A 16,468-nucleotide genomic window follows, 5' to 3' on the forward strand; every position below is an offset into this window, starting at 1 on the left:
GGGTTCTGCGTCACTTTCGATGAAGCCCCGAGAGCAAACACCAAAAATATCACCTCATCTGTAAAACACGACGGCGCAGTAGATCAAAGTTAGCACGACCATAACCACGACGCTTGATAAACTTCAAACGGTTTACATTGCCCTCCACCACGCCGTTGCTCCAACTCAGGGAGATGCCACAAACAACAGCGTCAAGGTCACGGCGCAAACCCGAAGAGAATCCTTGCAACTCCGTTATCCCACTGGCATCAGCCGAGCAAAGCCACGACTCTAAAGCATCCGCACGGCTTTCCCGCACAAGAGCAAAGAACTCAACCACCAGAGTCCGTGCTGTCATAATCAAAGGACACGCCACGCAAAGGCGATCCACAAAGCCGTCATTGAACTTCTGCTTCTGTGCATCCTGGGTGCGTTTGTAGCCCAGCAAAAGCCACGTTGTCTCCCTGGTCGTGGGGACTGTTGGCTTCACCCGACGATTCGGCAGACTCCCACGCCTTCGCCCTAACTCCGCCGGTGGCTGGATTCGCCATTTTGCCAGGTACTGACGCAGCGCCGAGGAGGCTCCCCCAAAGCCGCGCTTCTGAATCTCGCGGAAGAGCTGGGAGGCATTGTGGCAACCCTGCTCCCAACGCTCACGAAGATAGACTTCGAACTCGTCGAGTTGGTTGGGCCGTGGACGGCTTGCGGGTTGCTCCGGGAATGCGTCCTCGAAACTCTTGGCCCGAACAAAGCGACGCACCGTTCTGCGCGACATTGCCAGAGTCTCAGCAATCGCGTGGATGCTGGCTCCTTGAGCGTGGAGTTGCCCGATTTTCTCGTATCGAGCCCGACGTTTCTGGTGCTTGGCCCGGCTCTGGCATTGCGCTCGTGTCAGCTCGACCAGAGTCGAAGGCACAACTATAGATGGGACAGTCTCTGGACTTTCTTGGCTGGCTTGAAGCGTCGCCGCATTCAGATGGCGGTGGTGCCGAGTGAGAAAACGTTCCAGGACTTCAACGCCATTGTGCAGCAGATGAAAGCGGTCAGCCACTTGAAGCGCTTCTGGCGCGCCCTCGCGTGCGCCCAAAGCATAGGCTCCCGCTCGGTCTCGGCTGATAATCTCGGAGCCGGGATGCTCTTTGAGCCACTTGGTCAAGGTGGCGGCTTCCCGATCTTCCAGGAGATCTATCGGGTGATGACTCTCCAAGTCCACCAGAATGGTTCCATAGCGGTTGCCTTTCTTGAAGGCAAAATCATCCACTCCAAGAGCGCGGGGTGCCTTGACTTGTGCAATAGGGGCAGCCCTTTCGCGTCTGAGCAGAGTGGTGGCACTACCTGGCATGTGCAAAACAGTTGCGAGGAAGGTGCCCGCCCGACTTCCCACTGCCTGAGCAATAGCCGTCTGTGCCTGAAGAAGTCGTTTAGTGGCGCGTGCGTATCGGTTTGCCAGTTGGGGCAATCTCTCCGCAAAAATACGCCTTTGGCATTGCTGCTGGTCGCAAAAAAATCTTCGTATCTCGACTTTGAGCAGCACTCTGCGAGCTGCGACGGGTGTATCGGCTAGCGTTCGTTCATAGCGGCTATGCACTCTGCTTGCCGGGTGTTGGCAGAGGGGACACATTGCCGTGAGAGCAAGAACGGCAACGATGAGCAAGATTGGCAGACTACATTCGGGTTGGGCGCTGTAGTGGCGAATCTTCATTCCCGGAAACGCGAAATCTAGAAACATGGCAAGACTCCAGAGAGATTTTTAAAGAATAATACTCTCCAGATCCTGCGGCGATCTTACGGCGGCGTTTTTGGTGTTTGCTCTCGGGGCTTCATCGAAAGTGACGCAGAACCCAAAAGAGATTGACAAAATCATCAGTCATCGTCCCTCATCCCTTTACCCGCCTTGCCAGCCTATCCTTTTAGCTCTGGTTTGCCCTTGGCACAATTTTCCACTCGGTGCGTGGAGAATTAACCACACGGAAAAACGGGCCCGTCATTGCAGGCGAAACGCTCAAATCGTTAAGCTAAGCCCTCGATCCACCGCTTCTCGGGTTCTGTGAACGTAAGTTCACCAGGTCACTTTGGATTTCCTCCTAGCTACCGATAAAGTAAACTTATCGGTAGCTAGAAACGACTATTTCCCCACTTGGTAAATCGCCCCCGCATCGCTCTTCGCCTCGATTTTGGTGATTTGCCTCTGTAGGCTCCCTGGTGGCGATTCTAGGGGCGGTAGCTCCCGGAAAGAGAATCGCTCCACCCAGAAGGCGGTAGAAATGGCAAGATGGGGGCATTGAGGAGTAGGACAGGCGAGTACATATCAGACAGTCTTAGTAAAATCGCCTAAGATTACCTCAATTATGTCTGGCTTTCTGGTATGGCTTTCTGGTAATATGGTCTGTAAATCTGGTATACCAGTCTGGTATTCTGGCTATATGGTATACTATAGACACGAAATTACCCCCGATAAGGGCTCGGCGTTTTGGCGGAGACAGGGCTCTAGGAGCAGAGCTTTTTCGGGGCGACTCGCGTAGAATCGCCTCACACGAGGCCGGAGCTAGAGTGGAAGCTCTAGGAGGAGGGTTGGACGGGTATGAAGATCATTACCATCACGGGTTACAAGGGAGGCGTCGGTAAGAGCACCGTCGCCGTACACCTCGCCGCGTTCTTCAGCAAGAAGGGCAAGACCGTCCTCGTAGACGGCGATCCTAACCGAACGTCCGTCGCCTGGGCGGAGCGCGGTTCCCTGCCCTTCGAGGTCGTGGACCAGCGTCAAGCCATGAAAGCCGTCGCAGGCGCGGACTTCATTGTCATCGATACACCAGCACGGCCAGACTCTGACGATCTCAAGGAGTTGGCAAAGGGCTGCGACCTGATCGTCCTGCCCACTGCTCCCGACGTGCTCAGCCTCCAGCCCATGCTGGAGACCTGCCGAGCGCTTCCCGGTGCCAAGTACCGGGCGCTCCTCACCATCGTGCCGCCCCACCCCAGCCGCGAGGGGGAGATCATGCAGGGTGAGCTGCGCCAGGCGGGCATCGAGGTCTTCGATGCTATGATCCGCTGCACCGTAGGCTTCCCCAAGTCGGCGCTGGCAGGCACGACCGTGGAGACGCTTGACGATCCCAGGCAGAAGGCGGCTTGGGGCGACTTCAAGAGTCTCGGTAAAGAGATACTGGAGCTGATCTGAGGACGTTGGAGTTTTAGAGGAGAAGGAAACGAGACATGAACAAGCCACGTTACGCGGACATCATCCAAAAGGCGCGAGAGTCAGAGGGAACAGCGCCAGAGGAAAAGAAAGTCGAAGCGCCGCCAGAAAGCCCCAACACTAGAGTGGTTGAGGAGATGGTAAACCTCTCGATCCGGGTTCCTAAGCGCCTGCGGATGCACTGGGTCGCTGAGGCCAAACGCCACGACACCAGCATTACCGCTGTCATCACTGAGGCTCTCGCTACTCGGTTTGGGATACAAGAACGACCTACACCTTGATGAGATCATCCAAGAGATTTTGTCAGACGCTAGCGACACCGCTAAGCATCCGAAGTGTTTCATTGAGGCAGATGCGCATACCGAAGGGAATCCGGATCGCTACAGGTGAAAGCAATTTTACCAGCAGAAGTTAATAGCTTCAGAGAATATCTCATGATCGGGTATACCATAGAATATGGGCCGTCGCGTAGCATCTACTTCTAGTCGCAAAAAGATACGCAACTCTGACATGATCGGTAAGAGAGGGGTTACTCTCATCGACTCGATAGTTGGCGAAATAGGTTTTTTGTGGCATCCTACTGGCCTTGAAGCTGGAATTGATGGATATATTGAGATTCGAGATGTACAGACAGGCGAGGTGACTAATAATATAATTCAAGTCCAAAGCAAAGCTACTGATAAAGATTTTGATCGAGAGACAACCGATACTTTTGAATATTATTGTCAACAAAAAGATATAAATTACTGGTTGAACGGAAATGCTCCTGTAATTCTTGTGAGATCTCGTCCACGCACAAATGAAGCATACTGGGTCTCACTTAAAGATTATTTCAGTGATCCTAGTAATCAAAATTCACGAAAAATAATTTTTGATAAGCATAAAGATAGACTTTCTGTAGATCCGAATTGTCGGCAATCTTTAATTAATATAGCAATGCCTCAAGGTATTGGTCTTTATCTAGCTCCTATGCCGAAAGATGAGACCTTATACCTTAATTTATTACCGATTATAGAATTTCCTAAACGAATTTCTGTGGCAAGAACGGAATTTAGATCCGAAGACAAGTTAATTCATGTACTGAAAAGGTTTGATAATAATGCGGGGCCAATATGGATTCTTCACGGAGGGAATATATATTCTTTTTATGATTTATCAGTGTACCCTTGGAATAATATATGTGAACGTGGGACATTAGAAACTTATTCTTGTAATGATTGGTCTCAATCATCTGAACCGATTGCACGGGATAATTTTGTTCAGTTATTAAATATTTGTCTCCGCTATAATCTTGCTTGTAATGGAATAGATCTCCATGAGAAGCATGGATTCTATTTTTTTCGTGATACCGATGATCTATCAGAAAAAATCATTGATTATAAGAGTGTGAAAAACAAGGCTAGTCGCATTGTTTTTGAACCTTATCAGCCAAAAGACTCTACAGAGCCTGCACACTATAGGCATTCTGCATTTTATGGACAATTTGTTCAGTATGAAGATGTTTGGTATCTCGAAATAAATCCTTCATATCATTTTACTTCAGATGGTAGGCACGGGTATCGTTTTGCACACAACTCATTGTCAGGCTTAAAGCGTATTGAAAAAAATGGTGCTGTCTTGGGGCAAGTAGTAGCTTGGGCAGAGATGCTGCGTAGTTATTTTCCACCACCAAACCTTACAAATCTCGATGAGGAGGTGCGCCTACAATTTGGTTCATTGTCTACAGTGACTATTGACCGAGGCATTCCGGATAAAGCGTGGCTTAATACTGAAGAAGAGGAAGAGGCAGAAGTTATTCAAAGTGATATCGAAGGAATGGGGTTGTTTGGTTTATGAAACTGCACTTTTTTGAAGAGCCTGAACTAGAGTTTGGCAGAGGAAGTCATATTGATATTCGTTTTGGTCTAATGCAGCATGGACCTCTGGATTATGATACTTCCTTGGCACCCAAAAAAATTCGAGTTGGTATTGTTGGTACAAACGAGACCATTTCGGGCGTATGTGCATGGTTAGAAAAATGTCGCTCAGAAATCTCTCCCAAAGATAGTAAAAAACCAAATTTATTCCCATATTTTCCGGGATTTAATCCTGAAGATAGTTTTCAATCTGAATTAGTGTTTGATTCTTCTCTTCAGAGACCACTACCACCAGCAAATCTAAAGAGATTGCTTCAGAATAGTGCGCCAAATCAAATTGTGCGGGAAGCTGTCGAGCTTTACCTCAATGATCTTCGATATTTGGCTGAAAATACCAATGCTGATGTTCTACTATGCGCACATCCAACAGAGCTTTTAGATAAAATTGAGAATGCTGAGAGCATGGCAAACGTCGAAACTAGTCAAACGTCTCCAGATGATGATGATGGCCCCGTTCACGGAGAACGCCTTGTGTTTCACGACATGCTTAAGGCAGAAGCGATGAGTCAGGTTCGTAAACCGCTTCAAATTATCCGTCCAACGACCTGGGATGAAAAAGCGCGTCGGCAACAGAAGCGTAAGGCAAACCGAATTCAGTCACTTCAGGATGAAGCGACGCGAGCATGGAATATCCATACTGCCTTGTACTATAAAGCCGGTGGTGTACCATGGCGTCTGATCCGAGATCCTGCGCTTCTTACAACCTGTTATGTTGGAATAAGTTTTTATGTCTCACTAGATAAGGAGACTGTCATGACGAGCATGGCACAAGTATTTAACCAGCGAGGCGAAGGGGTGATTGTGCGTGGTGGAGCAGCACAGATTTCCAAAGAGGATCGCCAAATTCATTTAAAACGTTCAGATGCTTGTACACTCCTGAGAAACGCACTCGGTCGTTACCGGGACGAACATCGTACACTCCCAGCACGTGTCGTGCTCCATAAAACTTCGTCATTCAATACAGAAGAAATTGCTGGATTTAATGAAGCATTAGATGAAAAAGGAATTGACTATCATGATTTCGTTAGTATCAGTACAAGTCAGACACGAATCTTCAGACATGGCACGTATGCTCCTCTACGAGGAACTATGTTATCTCTAAGTGACAAACAACATTTGTTATATAGCAAAGGAAGTGTCGATTTTTGGCAAACTTATCCTGGTCTCTACATTCCCAATCCAAGGCTGATCCGTTGTGATGAAACGACAGAGTCACCATCATTTCTGGCGCAAGAAATAATGGCATTGACAAAAATGAATTGGAATAATACGCAGTTTGATGGTGCACTCCCGATTACATTGCGGGCCGCTCGTCAGGTTGGATTAATACTTCGCTATATTCCTGAAGGAGGTCATATTGAGCCACAGTACAGGTATTATATGTAACTTTTCAATAAACTCTTGAGAGTAATATATCCTTTATCCTGTCTATCTGCTTATATTTGGGAAATTATTCTTCTTATATCTGAGCCGCCGAGAACTTTGTCTTCACTCAATACTGATCTTGCCATCCGCTGTAATATGCAGCAGTCACTAGCAAAGCTGCATTCATAAAAGCGAGCTGCTGCGATAGAAGCTATTTGATACAAAACAAGATGGTTACGCATCCCTAAAAGGTCATTCATTTCAACCGCATCCACGGGAAGCTGTTCTATGTCTTCAGACCCTATTAGTTCTTGGATACGTAGGTAATCATCTGTTGTGAAATCACTTGATACTAGATGATTACAAATGAAAAATTTAGCGTATGGGCATGACGTGAGTGATCCTGATGGGATTTTCCCCCCAATGGAAATTAATAAATGGGGATCTATTATGATAAGTGATTTTTGAGGTTTGATCTCCATAAAACAAGTTCCTTTAGTCAGGATCACCTAAGGAATCAAGGTCTTGAGGATTCAAACTTAACATGACCATATATTCGTGCGCCTTAGGACGAGAAATCTTTTTTTGTAACCAAGACTCTACGACGAGATTTATCATCACTTTTTTTAGATCAGCCAATGTCTCTCTTTCTAAATAATCTGGAATTCCGAGCAATATACTTGCTCGTTCTGCACGCTCTTTTTCCCCCAGTAATTTATCCAGAGTTTCTCTTTGGATTACCTTTAAGTTTAGTAGTTGATAAAGAGTAGCATCGTAGCTTGTCCCAAAGTAATGGGCAGTACGAAGCGCATCGATCATTTTTACTTCTTGTGATCCAGGAATTGTGCGACGTTGAGCTGTTAGGGGTTCATCTCCGGGCTGCTCTTTGAATCCATCATAAATCTCCATGACCTGACGCGTTGGTCCGCCAATACCATCCAAGAATTCGTGAACGCCATCGCTGGGCATAAGGAAATGTGCAGCAAAGGCATTGGCTCGTACCTCGACCAGCTCATCTCGATTTCCATAGCGGCTTACAGCACCAGAGATTTGCGTACTGTCCACCAGCAAATGAGCATACTCATGCGCGTAAGAAAATAAGCGGCGAGTCACTGGATGACCTGCGTTGACCAAGATCGCCATACCAGTGTCTGGACCTACAAAAAAGAGTCCGGCAATATCATCTGTCAATGTATGGCGAGCCACACGGACACCATGCTGGGCGATGATTTCCACAATATTGCGCACTGGTACGTTCCCAAGATTAAGCCGCTTTCGCTCCATAGCAGCAAGCCGCATACCTTGATCAACGGCCTCCCAGCGACCCTGAGGGCGTTCGAATGTGTAGGAAAATGGAACACCATTACGTGATGTACCTAACTGGCTTTCGAGAAATGTAGCCGCCTGACATAGTTTCACACACTCCTCTAAGGCAGCTTGTACTGGTTCGCCTAAATCCGTATTGGCACGTAGGTGCATGACACCCGCGAGTGCTCTAGGGTCGGATTCAGCGAGGAAAAACTCGATATCGCGTTTGTAAATGGCAGCGAACTGGAAGAGCTCGATGCTTGTGACAGATCGGTTACCCGCTTCAATTTGAGCAATAGTTGGGCGTTTCACTTGAAGACGCTCAGCTACTTCGGCTTGCGTCAGCTCAAGCCGATCACGCTCTTTTCTGAGGCGCTCGGCGAGTTGTTGTTGAGTGATTGGCATATGGTTCCTTGATTGGCTACGTCCGCTTCAGTTGCAGTCACGATGACCCATATTCTAATATACCACAGAAATAACTTTTTTTGTCAATAGTCTGCTTGAGGTGTTGCAATTTCTTTCGTGAGGCGATAGACTCTATTTGATGTTGGAAAATCTATCATGTCCAGCAGATCGTAAGCGAAAGACGAGATCATGGAAAAGACCCATGGCCCCGAGGAGCCTATCCTCGACGAGGTTGACATTGAGGAGTTTGCCAAGCGCGGCGAACCTCTCCCACTGGCAAAGGTGTACCGCCTGCGCATCGACGACCATCACTACGTGACGGACGCCGAGAAACTGACGGGAGCCGAGCTTCTTGCGCTGGCTGGGAAAACCCCTGCGGGTTACCATCTCCGTCAGCGAATGCGGGGTGGACAGGTACGCCCCGTGACTCCTGAGCAAGTTGTGGATCTGCGCGAGCCTGGTGTCGAGCGGTTCATGACGATCCCCAAAGAGAATACTGACGGGATGAAGGGAGAAACGGAAGGAGTTCTCGATGTCCGCTGAGTCAACAGTCACGGGTGGGGTGGCAACTGCCGCCCCACGTCGTGATTTTCAAATGCCAGAGGTGGATCAGGACTTCCTGGACGCAAACCATCCCGGTTGGGAGACAATTCAGGACAGTGGAACTCCCTGGCTGATCCTGAACAATTTCTCCGTGCCCCAAGGTTATGACCACTCTCTTGTGCGAGCAGCAATTCAAATCCCCTCGGGCTATCCAAACTCAGCGCTAGACATGGTTTACCTTTTTCCTCATCTGGCGCGAGCAAATGGTCGTCCCATCGCCGCCCTGGCCCCACAGCCCATCACAGGGCAGACCTGGCAGAGGTGGTCTCGCCACTACACGTGGCGACCCGGGGTTGATGAGCTAGCAACGCATGTCGAGCGAATCAAAGCTTGGCTTGCGGCAGAACTGAGCCGATAGGAGATCATTTTATGCAGTACAAACTTCGCATGACGGGGCGGCAGCACTCTGCCCTGTCATCCCATCTGTTCCCCGGCGACAGAAACGAGGCAGTCGCTCTTGCTCTCTGTGGCCGACGTCAAGGCAAAGATGCGCACATCCTCACGGTTCACCGGATAATCCCGATCCCTCACGAGGAGTGCCCGGTGCGTTTGCCCGACCAGATCACCTGGAGGACAGATCGGATCGAGCCTCTACTTGAAGAGGCTGTGAAGAAGGGCATGGCCCTTCTGAAGATTCACAGTCACCCTGGTTACTATCCGCATTTTTCCAAGGTAGATGATGCTGCTGACCGTGACCTATTTCCCACTATCTACTCCTGGTTAGATGATGGCCTGCCCCACATGAGCGCGATTATGTTACCCGCTGAAGGCACAAACGCTGGCGGTGAGATCATGGCACGTGTCGTCACCCGCAAGGGCGACTTCATTCCCGTAAATCTCGTCTCGGTCGCGGGCGACAATCTCCACTTCTGGGACTCTGACAGCTCTAACTCCGAGTATGTGGTTGGCCCTGAGGAATTTGAAGCCAAGAATCGTCAGTTCTTCGGCGAGGAGACCTTCACAAGGCTTCGCCAGCTCTCTGTCGGCATCGTGGGTATCTCTGGTACGGGTAGCCCTCTCGTGGAGCAACTGGCGCGTCTTGGAGTCGGCCACTTAGTGCTGGTGGACCCCGATGTGGTGAAGGACAAGAACCTGAACCGGATTCTCAATACCACTCGTGCTGACGCATCGGCTAAGCGCCTAAAGGTTGAGGTGCTTGCGGATGCTATCCGTGCAATGGATCTCGGAACAGAAGTACTTCCACTACCCGAGAACCTGGTGGATAGTGCAGTGATGCGTAAGCTCGCGGAGTGCGATGTACTTTTTGGATGCATGGATAGCGCAGAGGGGCGGTACTATCTGAACCGGCTTGCCACCTTCTACAACATCCCTTACTTCGATCTCGGCGTGCGCCTTGATGCCGATGGGATAGGTGGGGTTTCCTATGTCTGCGGTAGCGTCCACTCCCTGCAACCCGATGGCTCCAGCCTTTTTGGTAGAGGTATGGTCTCAATGGAGGCGGTTCGTGCTGAGGGTCTGGCGCGGCGCAACCCCGAGGAGTACGAGCGCCAACGGCACGAGGGTTATATCCGAAACGTGCATGTTGAGCGACCTGCGGTCATCACCATCAATATGCAGATCGCGGCTATGGCAGCCAACGAGTTTTTAGCACGCCTGCATCCCTACCGGCGCGTGGATAACACATCTTGTGCGATCCGAACCTTTGACTTCCGCGAGAATGACCATGTTTGCGAGCCTGAGGGAGAGCCCTGCTTAATGCTAGCAAAGTTCGCTGGGCGGGGTGATGCCCGTCTATTTCTCGATGATCCATCACCGGAGATTCAATAATGCCGAGTCAGTTTCAGCAGCGATTTAAGGAGCGCTTGAGCAATGCTTGGGATCAGTTTCGAGGTTTTCCTGGGCGGCTGATGGGTTGGTGGGAGCGGTTTCTGGGCCGCTCCAAGCCCACTTCCGAACCTGAAGAGTCCCTGTACCGGGCCGTATTACTGACTGACGATGCAGACTTGCCAAAGATTATCCCCACGATGTCGGTATTTATTATTGGGGTTCCTGGCAACGAGTGGCTGGCTGCGATGACCTGTCCATGTGGGTGCCAGTCTACTCTTCTCCTCAATCTGCTCCCTGATGAAATGCCAAACTGGAAATTTTCGGTTGCCCCTGATGGTGCTGTTACGCTCTCCCCTTCCGTTTGGAGGCAGATTGGCTGTCGGAGTCACTTCTTTGTACGCTCTGGGAAAATTAAGTGGTGCTAGGCATTCTCGGCGAGCAACTTGGAGTAACTGAGCCAGTGCAGCGCCCACTGCACTAACACCATATTTTCGGCTATGATGGGTACGATTAGCCTGACCTATGGACAACACTACCCACAACACCCTCGTCAATTTCATCTGGAACATCGCTGATGATGTCTTGCGCGATGTCTACGTGCGCGGCAAGTACCGTGACGTGATCTTACCCATGACCGTCCTGCGCCGCCTGGATAGCCTTCTGGAACCCACCAAAGACGTGGTTCTGGAGCGCCACCAGTGGCTCAACGATAATAAGATTTTCAGCCAGGCCGCCGCACTCCAGAAGGCATCAGGTCAGCCCTTCTACAACACCAGCAAGTTCACCCTCAAGAAGCTCCTGGATCAGCCCAGCCAGATTCGGGAGAACTTCGAGGTGTACCTGGATGGGTACTCGGAGAACGTTCAGGAGATCATCCGTAAGTTCAAGCTCCGCAACCAGATCGAGACGCTCCACGAGGCCGACCGCATCTTCCTGCTGATCGAAAAGTTCACCGCCAAGACAATCCACCTGGGGCCGGAGCCAATCAAGACTGCTGAGGGAAAGATCCTTCACCACGGCCTGACGAACCTGGGGATGGGCTATGTTTTCGAGGAGCTGATCCGTCGCTTCAATGAGGACAACAACGAGGAGGCCGGAGAGCACTTCACGCCCCGCGAGATCATCGAGCTTATGGGCCAGCTCATCTTCCACCCCATCGAGGGCCAGATTCAGAGCACCACCTACCTTGTTTACGATCCTGCCTGTGGCAGCGGTGGGATGCTCACCGAGGCAGAGCAAGTGCTTCAGGAGCTTTCCGAGAAGCTAAAGAAGAAGGTTCGCCTGGAGCTCTACGGCCAGGAGGTGAACCCGGAGACGTTTGCTATCTGCCAGTCAGACATGCTCATCAAGGAGCGTGACCCCGGCAACATCAAGTATGGCTCCACGATCTCCCAGGACGGACACCAGGCGACCCGCTTTGATTTCATGCTCTCCAATCCCCCCTACGGTAAGAGCTGGTCAGGTGATGAGAAGGCGATTCGCAACTCTAAGAAGGAGATCACGGACGACCGCTTCAAAGTGGGCGTTCCTCGCACCAGCGATGGGCAGCTCCTCTTTCTGTTGAACATGATCGCCAAGATGAAGCACGATACGCCACTGGGGAGCCGCATCGCCACGGTTCACAACGGGTCGGCGCTCTTCACGGGAGACGCGGGTGGTGGTGAGAGCGAGATTCGCCGCCACATCATCGAGAATGACTATCTGGAGTGCATCATCGGCCTGCCTGAGAACATGTTCTACAACACCGGCATCTCGACCTACATCTGGGTGCTGACCAACCGTAAGGCCGCAAGTCGCAAGGGCAAGATTCAGCTCATCGATGCCTCAGAGTGGTTTGTGAAGCTGCGCAAGAATCTGGGCAAGAAGAACTGCGAGTTCCGCGCCGAGCACATCGCCCAGATCATGGGTGAGTACGAGCACTTCGAGGACACTGAGCATTCCCGCATCTTCGATAATGAGGACTTCGGCTATCGCAAGATCACGGTGGATCGCCCGCTACGCTTGGCGGTGAAGCTCGATGCGGAGCGCCTGGCACTGCCTGAGGTGAAGGACTGGGCCAGCGCCCTCACCAGCCTTTTCGGTAAGGACGTGACGCTCCTGGACTTCAACGCTTTCAAGAAGAAGTGGGAAGCCTACCTCAAAGCCAATAAGATCAAGCAAACGGCGAAGGACGCCAAGGCACTCTACGACGCTCTGACAGAACGCGACCCGGCAGCGGCTATGGTTGCTGACAAGGATGGGAACGCCGCCGCTGATACCGAGCTACGCGACACGGAGAACGTGCCTCTTAAAGAAGACCCTGAGGTGTTTCTGGATCGTGAGGTTATCCCCTACGTGCCGGATGCCTGGATTGACGAGGAGAAGACTGTGGTGGGCTACGAGATTTCCTTTACTAAGGTCTTCTACAAATACCAGCCGCCGCGCCCACTGGAAGAGATTCTCAGGGATATTGCCGCCCTGGAGGCAGAGACGGACGGCCTGCTGCATGCCATCGCGGAGGACTCGCTGTGAGCGGATTGGTTCCTGCCAAGAACAGTCTGCCCGAATCCGAGTACCCGGCGACGGAGCAGCTCATCGCTGACCTGCGTGGCCTGATCGAGAGCGCCCGAACACGGGTGGCAGTCGCGGCAAACCGCGAGCAGACACTCCTCTACTGGGATTTAGGCCAGCGAATCCGTGAGGATATTCTCCATGAGAAGCGCGCACCCTACGGCAAACAGATTGTCTCGACAGTGTCGAGACAATTGATTGAGGACTATGGGAGCGGCTACTCGCGTCAGAATCTCTTTCGGATGATGCAAACCGTGGAGTATTTCCCCGACCGAGCTATGGTGGATAAGGTTGCGGCAGTAGTGCAGTGGAGCCACTTCGTCGAGGTGCTTCCCCTACGCGACCCGCTGGAGCGCGAGTTCTATATCTCCATGTGCCATGCCTGCCGCTGGAGTATCCGTGGCCTTCGCCGAGAGATTGCGGGGGCACTCTTCACCCGCACGGCGCTTTCGAGAAACACCGACGAACTCGTGCGGCAGGAGCTGGCCGCGCTTCGTGATGAAGACCGCTGGACCCCTGATCTGGTGCTGCGTGATCCCTATATCCTCCCCTTCCTTGGGCTGGCTGATACCTACTCCGAGAAGGATCTGGAGACAGCCATTCTGCGCCAGTTGCAGGCGTTCCTGCTGGAGCTTGGCGTCGGGTTTACTTTCGTCGCTCGTCAGCAGCGCATCGTGATCGGGGGCAAGAGCCACCAGATAGACTTGCTGTTCTACCATCGCAAGCTGAAACGCTTGGTGGTGATCGAGCTGAAGATCGGCCCGTTCGAAGCGGCGCATAAAGGGCAGCTTGAGCTGTACATGAGCTGGCTGAATAAGAACGAGCGCGAGCCCGGCGAGGAGTCGCCGATTGGAATTATCCTCTGCACGGAGGCGAGCCAAGAGGAGATCGAGCTGCTACAGATCGGCAAGGACGATATTCATGTCGCGGAGTACATTACCCAGAATCTTCCTCCGGCGTTGCTGGTGCGGAAGCTGAAAGAGGCGGAAGAGCGTGGGCGAGCACAGCTTGCGGCGCGGCAACAGCCAGTAAGCGAGGGAGAGCAAGAATGAAACGCTACCCTGCCTACAAGCCTTCTAGCGTTCAGTGGCTCGGCGAGATACCGAGACATTTTGAGTTTTTACCACTGAAGCGGTTTGTCAAAATTAATATGGCTACACTTTCCGAAACTGTCTCGCCTGGTTACGAGCTTCAGTACCTCGATATTGGTAATGTTGATTCGTCAGGAATCTCTGGTGAACTACAGGGTTTCAAGTTCTCAGATGCTCCATCACGAGCACGTCGCATCATCAAACCTGGGGACACAGTCATTTCAACTGTTCGAACCTATCTAAAAGCAATAGCGCATATTCCGGAGTGCGAAGATAACTGGATTGCCTCTACGGGATTTGCAGTTTTGACACCTGAGGCAGGCACGCTACCAAAATACGTCTCCTACATAATTCGCTCTGACGGCTTTATCGACTCCGTAACCAAAGAGTCCAAGGGAGTAAATTATCCTGCCATAACCTCAGTTGAACTTGGCAATTTAAAGGTTGTGGCAACTCGTTCATTAGAGGAGCAAACAGCCATCGTTTCCTACCTCGACCGCAAGAACGCCGAGATCGATGGCTTCGTCGCCAGCAAGCGAAAGCTCATCGCGCTCCTGAACGAGGAACGGGCGGCGTTTATTCAGAAAATCGTGTTGCGAGGGCTGAATCCCGACGCGCCGATGAAGCAGACCGGCGCGATGTTTGTTGGGGAAGTCCCTGCTCACTGGGAAGTGAAGCGGGCAAAATACTTTTTTTCCGAGATTGATGAGCGCTCCGAATCAGGGGATGAAGAATTACTTTCCGTCTCTCACATCACGGGCGTTACCCCTCGCAGTGAGAAAAATGTGAACATGTTCCTGGCCGAGTCCTACGAGGGTTCAAAGGTTTGTATACCTGGCGACTTGGTGATCAACACAATGTGGGCTTGGATGGGAGCAATGGGAGTTTCACGCCACCGAGGGATTGTAAGCCCCTCCTATGGAGTTTACAGGCAACGTAGCAGTTCTTTCCTACCGGAATATCTTGACCATCTTGCCCGCGCAAAATCGTACATCGCTGAGTACATCTGTCGCTCAACGGGCATTCAAGAATCGCGCCTGCGTCTGTACCCTGACCAGTTTTTCAATGTCCGAATGATATGCCCACCGCTCAGTGAGCAGCGGGCTATCGTGACGGAGATTGAGGAGCAGTCCCAACGGATAGATGGTGCCATCTCCCGGATCGAGCGAGAGATTGAACTCATTAACGAGTATCGCACCGCTCTCATCTCCGAAGTGGTGACGGGTAAAATAGATGTTCGAGAGACGAACTGAGACGATAGAGAACCGAGCAAAACGAAATGATAAAAAAAATCCACGCCTGGAACTACCGCAACCTAGTGATTCCAACAGGTCTATTGCTTGGTTCGCTAAATATCTTTGTTGGTGCGAACGGCTCAGGAAAAAGCAATCTCATACGAATCCTACGCTTTCTCCAGGATGCGGTCACAGGCACACCGGATGAGCGCCGAGGAGTGACCCGCTTTGAAAGTGCCATGGCACGTTTCGGGTCTGGTCGGATCTTAGATGTTTCTCTAGAGCGCCCTTCGTCTGTGAGAGTTGGTATCTCCTTTACAGATGCCGAGCAGGTTCTATTTGCTCATGAAGTCCGGCTTGAAGTCAAGGATGAAAATACAGTACTGGTTCGCGGTGAGGACTTGGCTTATTGGGAAAAACAACCTGATGGTGAAGCGAAGAAGTTGATGGTTTATGAATCATCGCCAAATGCGCCAAATACTGCTCAGTTAACTATTTTTAAACTGATTGATGGTAATTATGTAATTCCAGTACCTGAGCTTCCTACAAATGAGCTGTTTTTTCATTCTTTGCCTGAAAAATATAGTGATTTTGAGCCCCACCATAAAGACAGTCCTATTCTAGAAAATACTCGTCGTGAAGTCATTAAGAGTCTCAGTACCTGGGCTTTTTATGACTCGGGGCGTATGAATATCGAAGCCGTCCGCCGAGCAGCTCCTGATTTGGGCAGTACGGATATCCGCCTTGAAAGCTCAGGAGAAAATCTGCTGATCGTTCTTCACAATCTTCTCAAGGAGAACATTGAGTTTGAAGAGCGTCTTACTGAGGCCTTTAAAGAACTCTTTCCCAAAACACGCAGAATACGTATTTTGCCTGTTGGCCGAAGAACAGTGCAGCTCGAATGGTACCAGGGTAGTAGTAAAAGCCCACTCTACCAGGATGATCTCAGTGATGGAACGCTCCGTATGCTCTGCTGGGCAACGGTGCTACTCTCTCCGAATCTCGCTTCTCTGATTGTTCTTGATGAGCCAGAAG

15 protein-coding genes are annotated in these 16,468 nt (G+C 51.0%); 12 read left to right on the forward strand and 3 right to left on the reverse strand.

Annotation, left to right across the window (positions count from 1 at the left end; genetic code table 11):
- Positions 1 to 49 precede the first annotated feature (49 nt).
- The gene (locus RMO15_RS13665) at positions 50 to 1,708 is read right to left on the reverse strand and encodes an ISL3 family transposase (protein ID WP_309713524.1); all 1,659 of its coding nucleotides are present in this window, start codon (positions 1,706 to 1,708) and stop codon (positions 50 to 52) included.
- 852 nt (positions 1,709 to 2,560) lie between these two features.
- Here RMO15_RS13665 and RMO15_RS13670 point away from each other — a divergent pair.
- The 4 genes from RMO15_RS13670 to RMO15_RS13685 all read left to right on the forward strand — a co-directional run bounded on the left by RMO15_RS13670 (position 2,561) and on the right by RMO15_RS13685 (position 6,474).
- Positions 2,561 to 3,154 carry a ParA family protein gene (locus tag RMO15_RS13670; protein WP_309713528.1) on the forward strand — a complete coding sequence of 198 codons (594 nt, stop codon included), beginning with the start codon at positions 2,561 to 2,563 and terminating at the stop codon, positions 3,152 to 3,154.
- A gap of 35 nt (positions 3,155 to 3,189) precedes the next feature.
- Entirely contained in the window at positions 3,190 to 3,453 is a 264-nt protein-coding gene (locus tag RMO15_RS13675) for a hypothetical protein (protein WP_309713535.1), read from the forward strand.
- A 175-nt stretch (positions 3,454 to 3,628) separates the two neighbouring features.
- Positions 3,629 to 5,008: a DUF4365 domain-containing protein gene (locus RMO15_RS13680; protein WP_309713541.1), complete on the forward strand. Its 1,380-nt coding sequence runs from the start codon at positions 3,629 to 3,631 to the stop codon at positions 5,006 to 5,008.
- On the forward strand, positions 5,005 to 6,474 hold the full coding sequence (locus RMO15_RS13685; protein WP_309713544.1) for a hypothetical protein: 1,470 nt from the start codon (positions 5,005 to 5,007) through the stop codon (positions 6,472 to 6,474). Before RMO15_RS13680 ends, RMO15_RS13685 begins: the two co-directional genes overlap by 4 nt.
- 50 nt (positions 6,475 to 6,524) lie before the next feature.
- Here the strand turns inward: RMO15_RS13685 and RMO15_RS13690 are convergent, their stop codons facing one another.
- Together RMO15_RS13690 and RMO15_RS13695 are read right to left on the reverse strand one after the other, a co-directional pair.
- Positions 6,525 to 6,935, reverse strand: coding sequence for a hypothetical protein (locus RMO15_RS13690; RefSeq protein ID WP_309713547.1), 411 nt, complete (start codon positions 6,933 to 6,935; stop codon positions 6,525 to 6,527).
- Between the two features lie 13 nt (positions 6,936 to 6,948).
- Entirely contained in the window at positions 6,949 to 8,166 is a 1,218-nt protein-coding gene (locus RMO15_RS13695) for an XRE family transcriptional regulator (protein WP_309713549.1), read from the reverse strand.
- Between the two features lie 189 nt (positions 8,167 to 8,355).
- On the opposite strand from RMO15_RS13695, the gene RMO15_RS13700 reads away from it, so the two are divergent.
- The 8 genes from RMO15_RS13700 to RMO15_RS13730 form a co-directional block, all read left to right on the forward strand.
- A complete protein-coding gene (locus tag RMO15_RS13700; RefSeq protein WP_309713552.1) occupies positions 8,356 to 8,709 on the forward strand; it encodes a multiubiquitin domain-containing protein in 354 nt (117 codons plus the stop codon).
- Entirely contained in the window at positions 8,699 to 9,127 is a 429-nt protein-coding gene (locus tag RMO15_RS13705) for an E2/UBC family protein (protein WP_309713555.1), read from the forward strand. Before RMO15_RS13700 ends, RMO15_RS13705 begins: the two co-directional genes overlap by 11 nt.
- Before the next feature lie 11 nt (positions 9,128 to 9,138).
- On the forward strand, positions 9,139 to 10,557 hold the full coding sequence (locus tag RMO15_RS13710; protein ID WP_309713557.1) for a ThiF family adenylyltransferase: 1,419 nt from the start codon (positions 9,139 to 9,141) through the stop codon (positions 10,555 to 10,557).
- Between the two features lie 245 nt (positions 10,558 to 10,802).
- The gene (locus RMO15_RS33275) at positions 10,803 to 10,982 is read left to right on the forward strand and encodes a DUF6527 family protein (RefSeq protein ID WP_369016112.1); all 180 of its coding nucleotides are present in this window, start codon (positions 10,803 to 10,805) and stop codon (positions 10,980 to 10,982) included.
- Between the two features lie 97 nt (positions 10,983 to 11,079).
- Positions 11,080 to 13,068, forward strand: a complete 1,989-nt coding sequence (locus RMO15_RS13715; RefSeq protein WP_309713559.1) for a class I SAM-dependent DNA methyltransferase — start codon at positions 11,080 to 11,082, stop codon at positions 13,066 to 13,068.
- Positions 13,065 to 14,159: a PDDEXK nuclease domain-containing protein gene (locus tag RMO15_RS13720; RefSeq protein WP_309713563.1), complete on the forward strand. Its 1,095-nt coding sequence runs from the start codon at positions 13,065 to 13,067 to the stop codon at positions 14,157 to 14,159. Before RMO15_RS13715 ends, RMO15_RS13720 begins: the two co-directional genes overlap by 4 nt.
- Positions 14,156 to 15,451, forward strand: coding sequence for a restriction endonuclease subunit S (locus tag RMO15_RS13725; protein ID WP_309713566.1), 1,296 nt, complete (start codon positions 14,156 to 14,158; stop codon positions 15,449 to 15,451). Before RMO15_RS13720 ends, RMO15_RS13725 begins: the two co-directional genes overlap by 4 nt.
- A gap of 26 nt (positions 15,452 to 15,477) precedes the next feature.
- The coding region (locus RMO15_RS13730) for an AAA family ATPase (protein WP_309713568.1) at positions 15,478 to 16,468 on the forward strand (991 nt) is incomplete at its 3' end.

The sequence above is a fragment of the Armatimonas sp. genome (assembly GCF_031410135.1).
Lineage (GTDB): Bacteria > Armatimonadota > Armatimonadia > Armatimonadales > Armatimonadaceae > Armatimonas.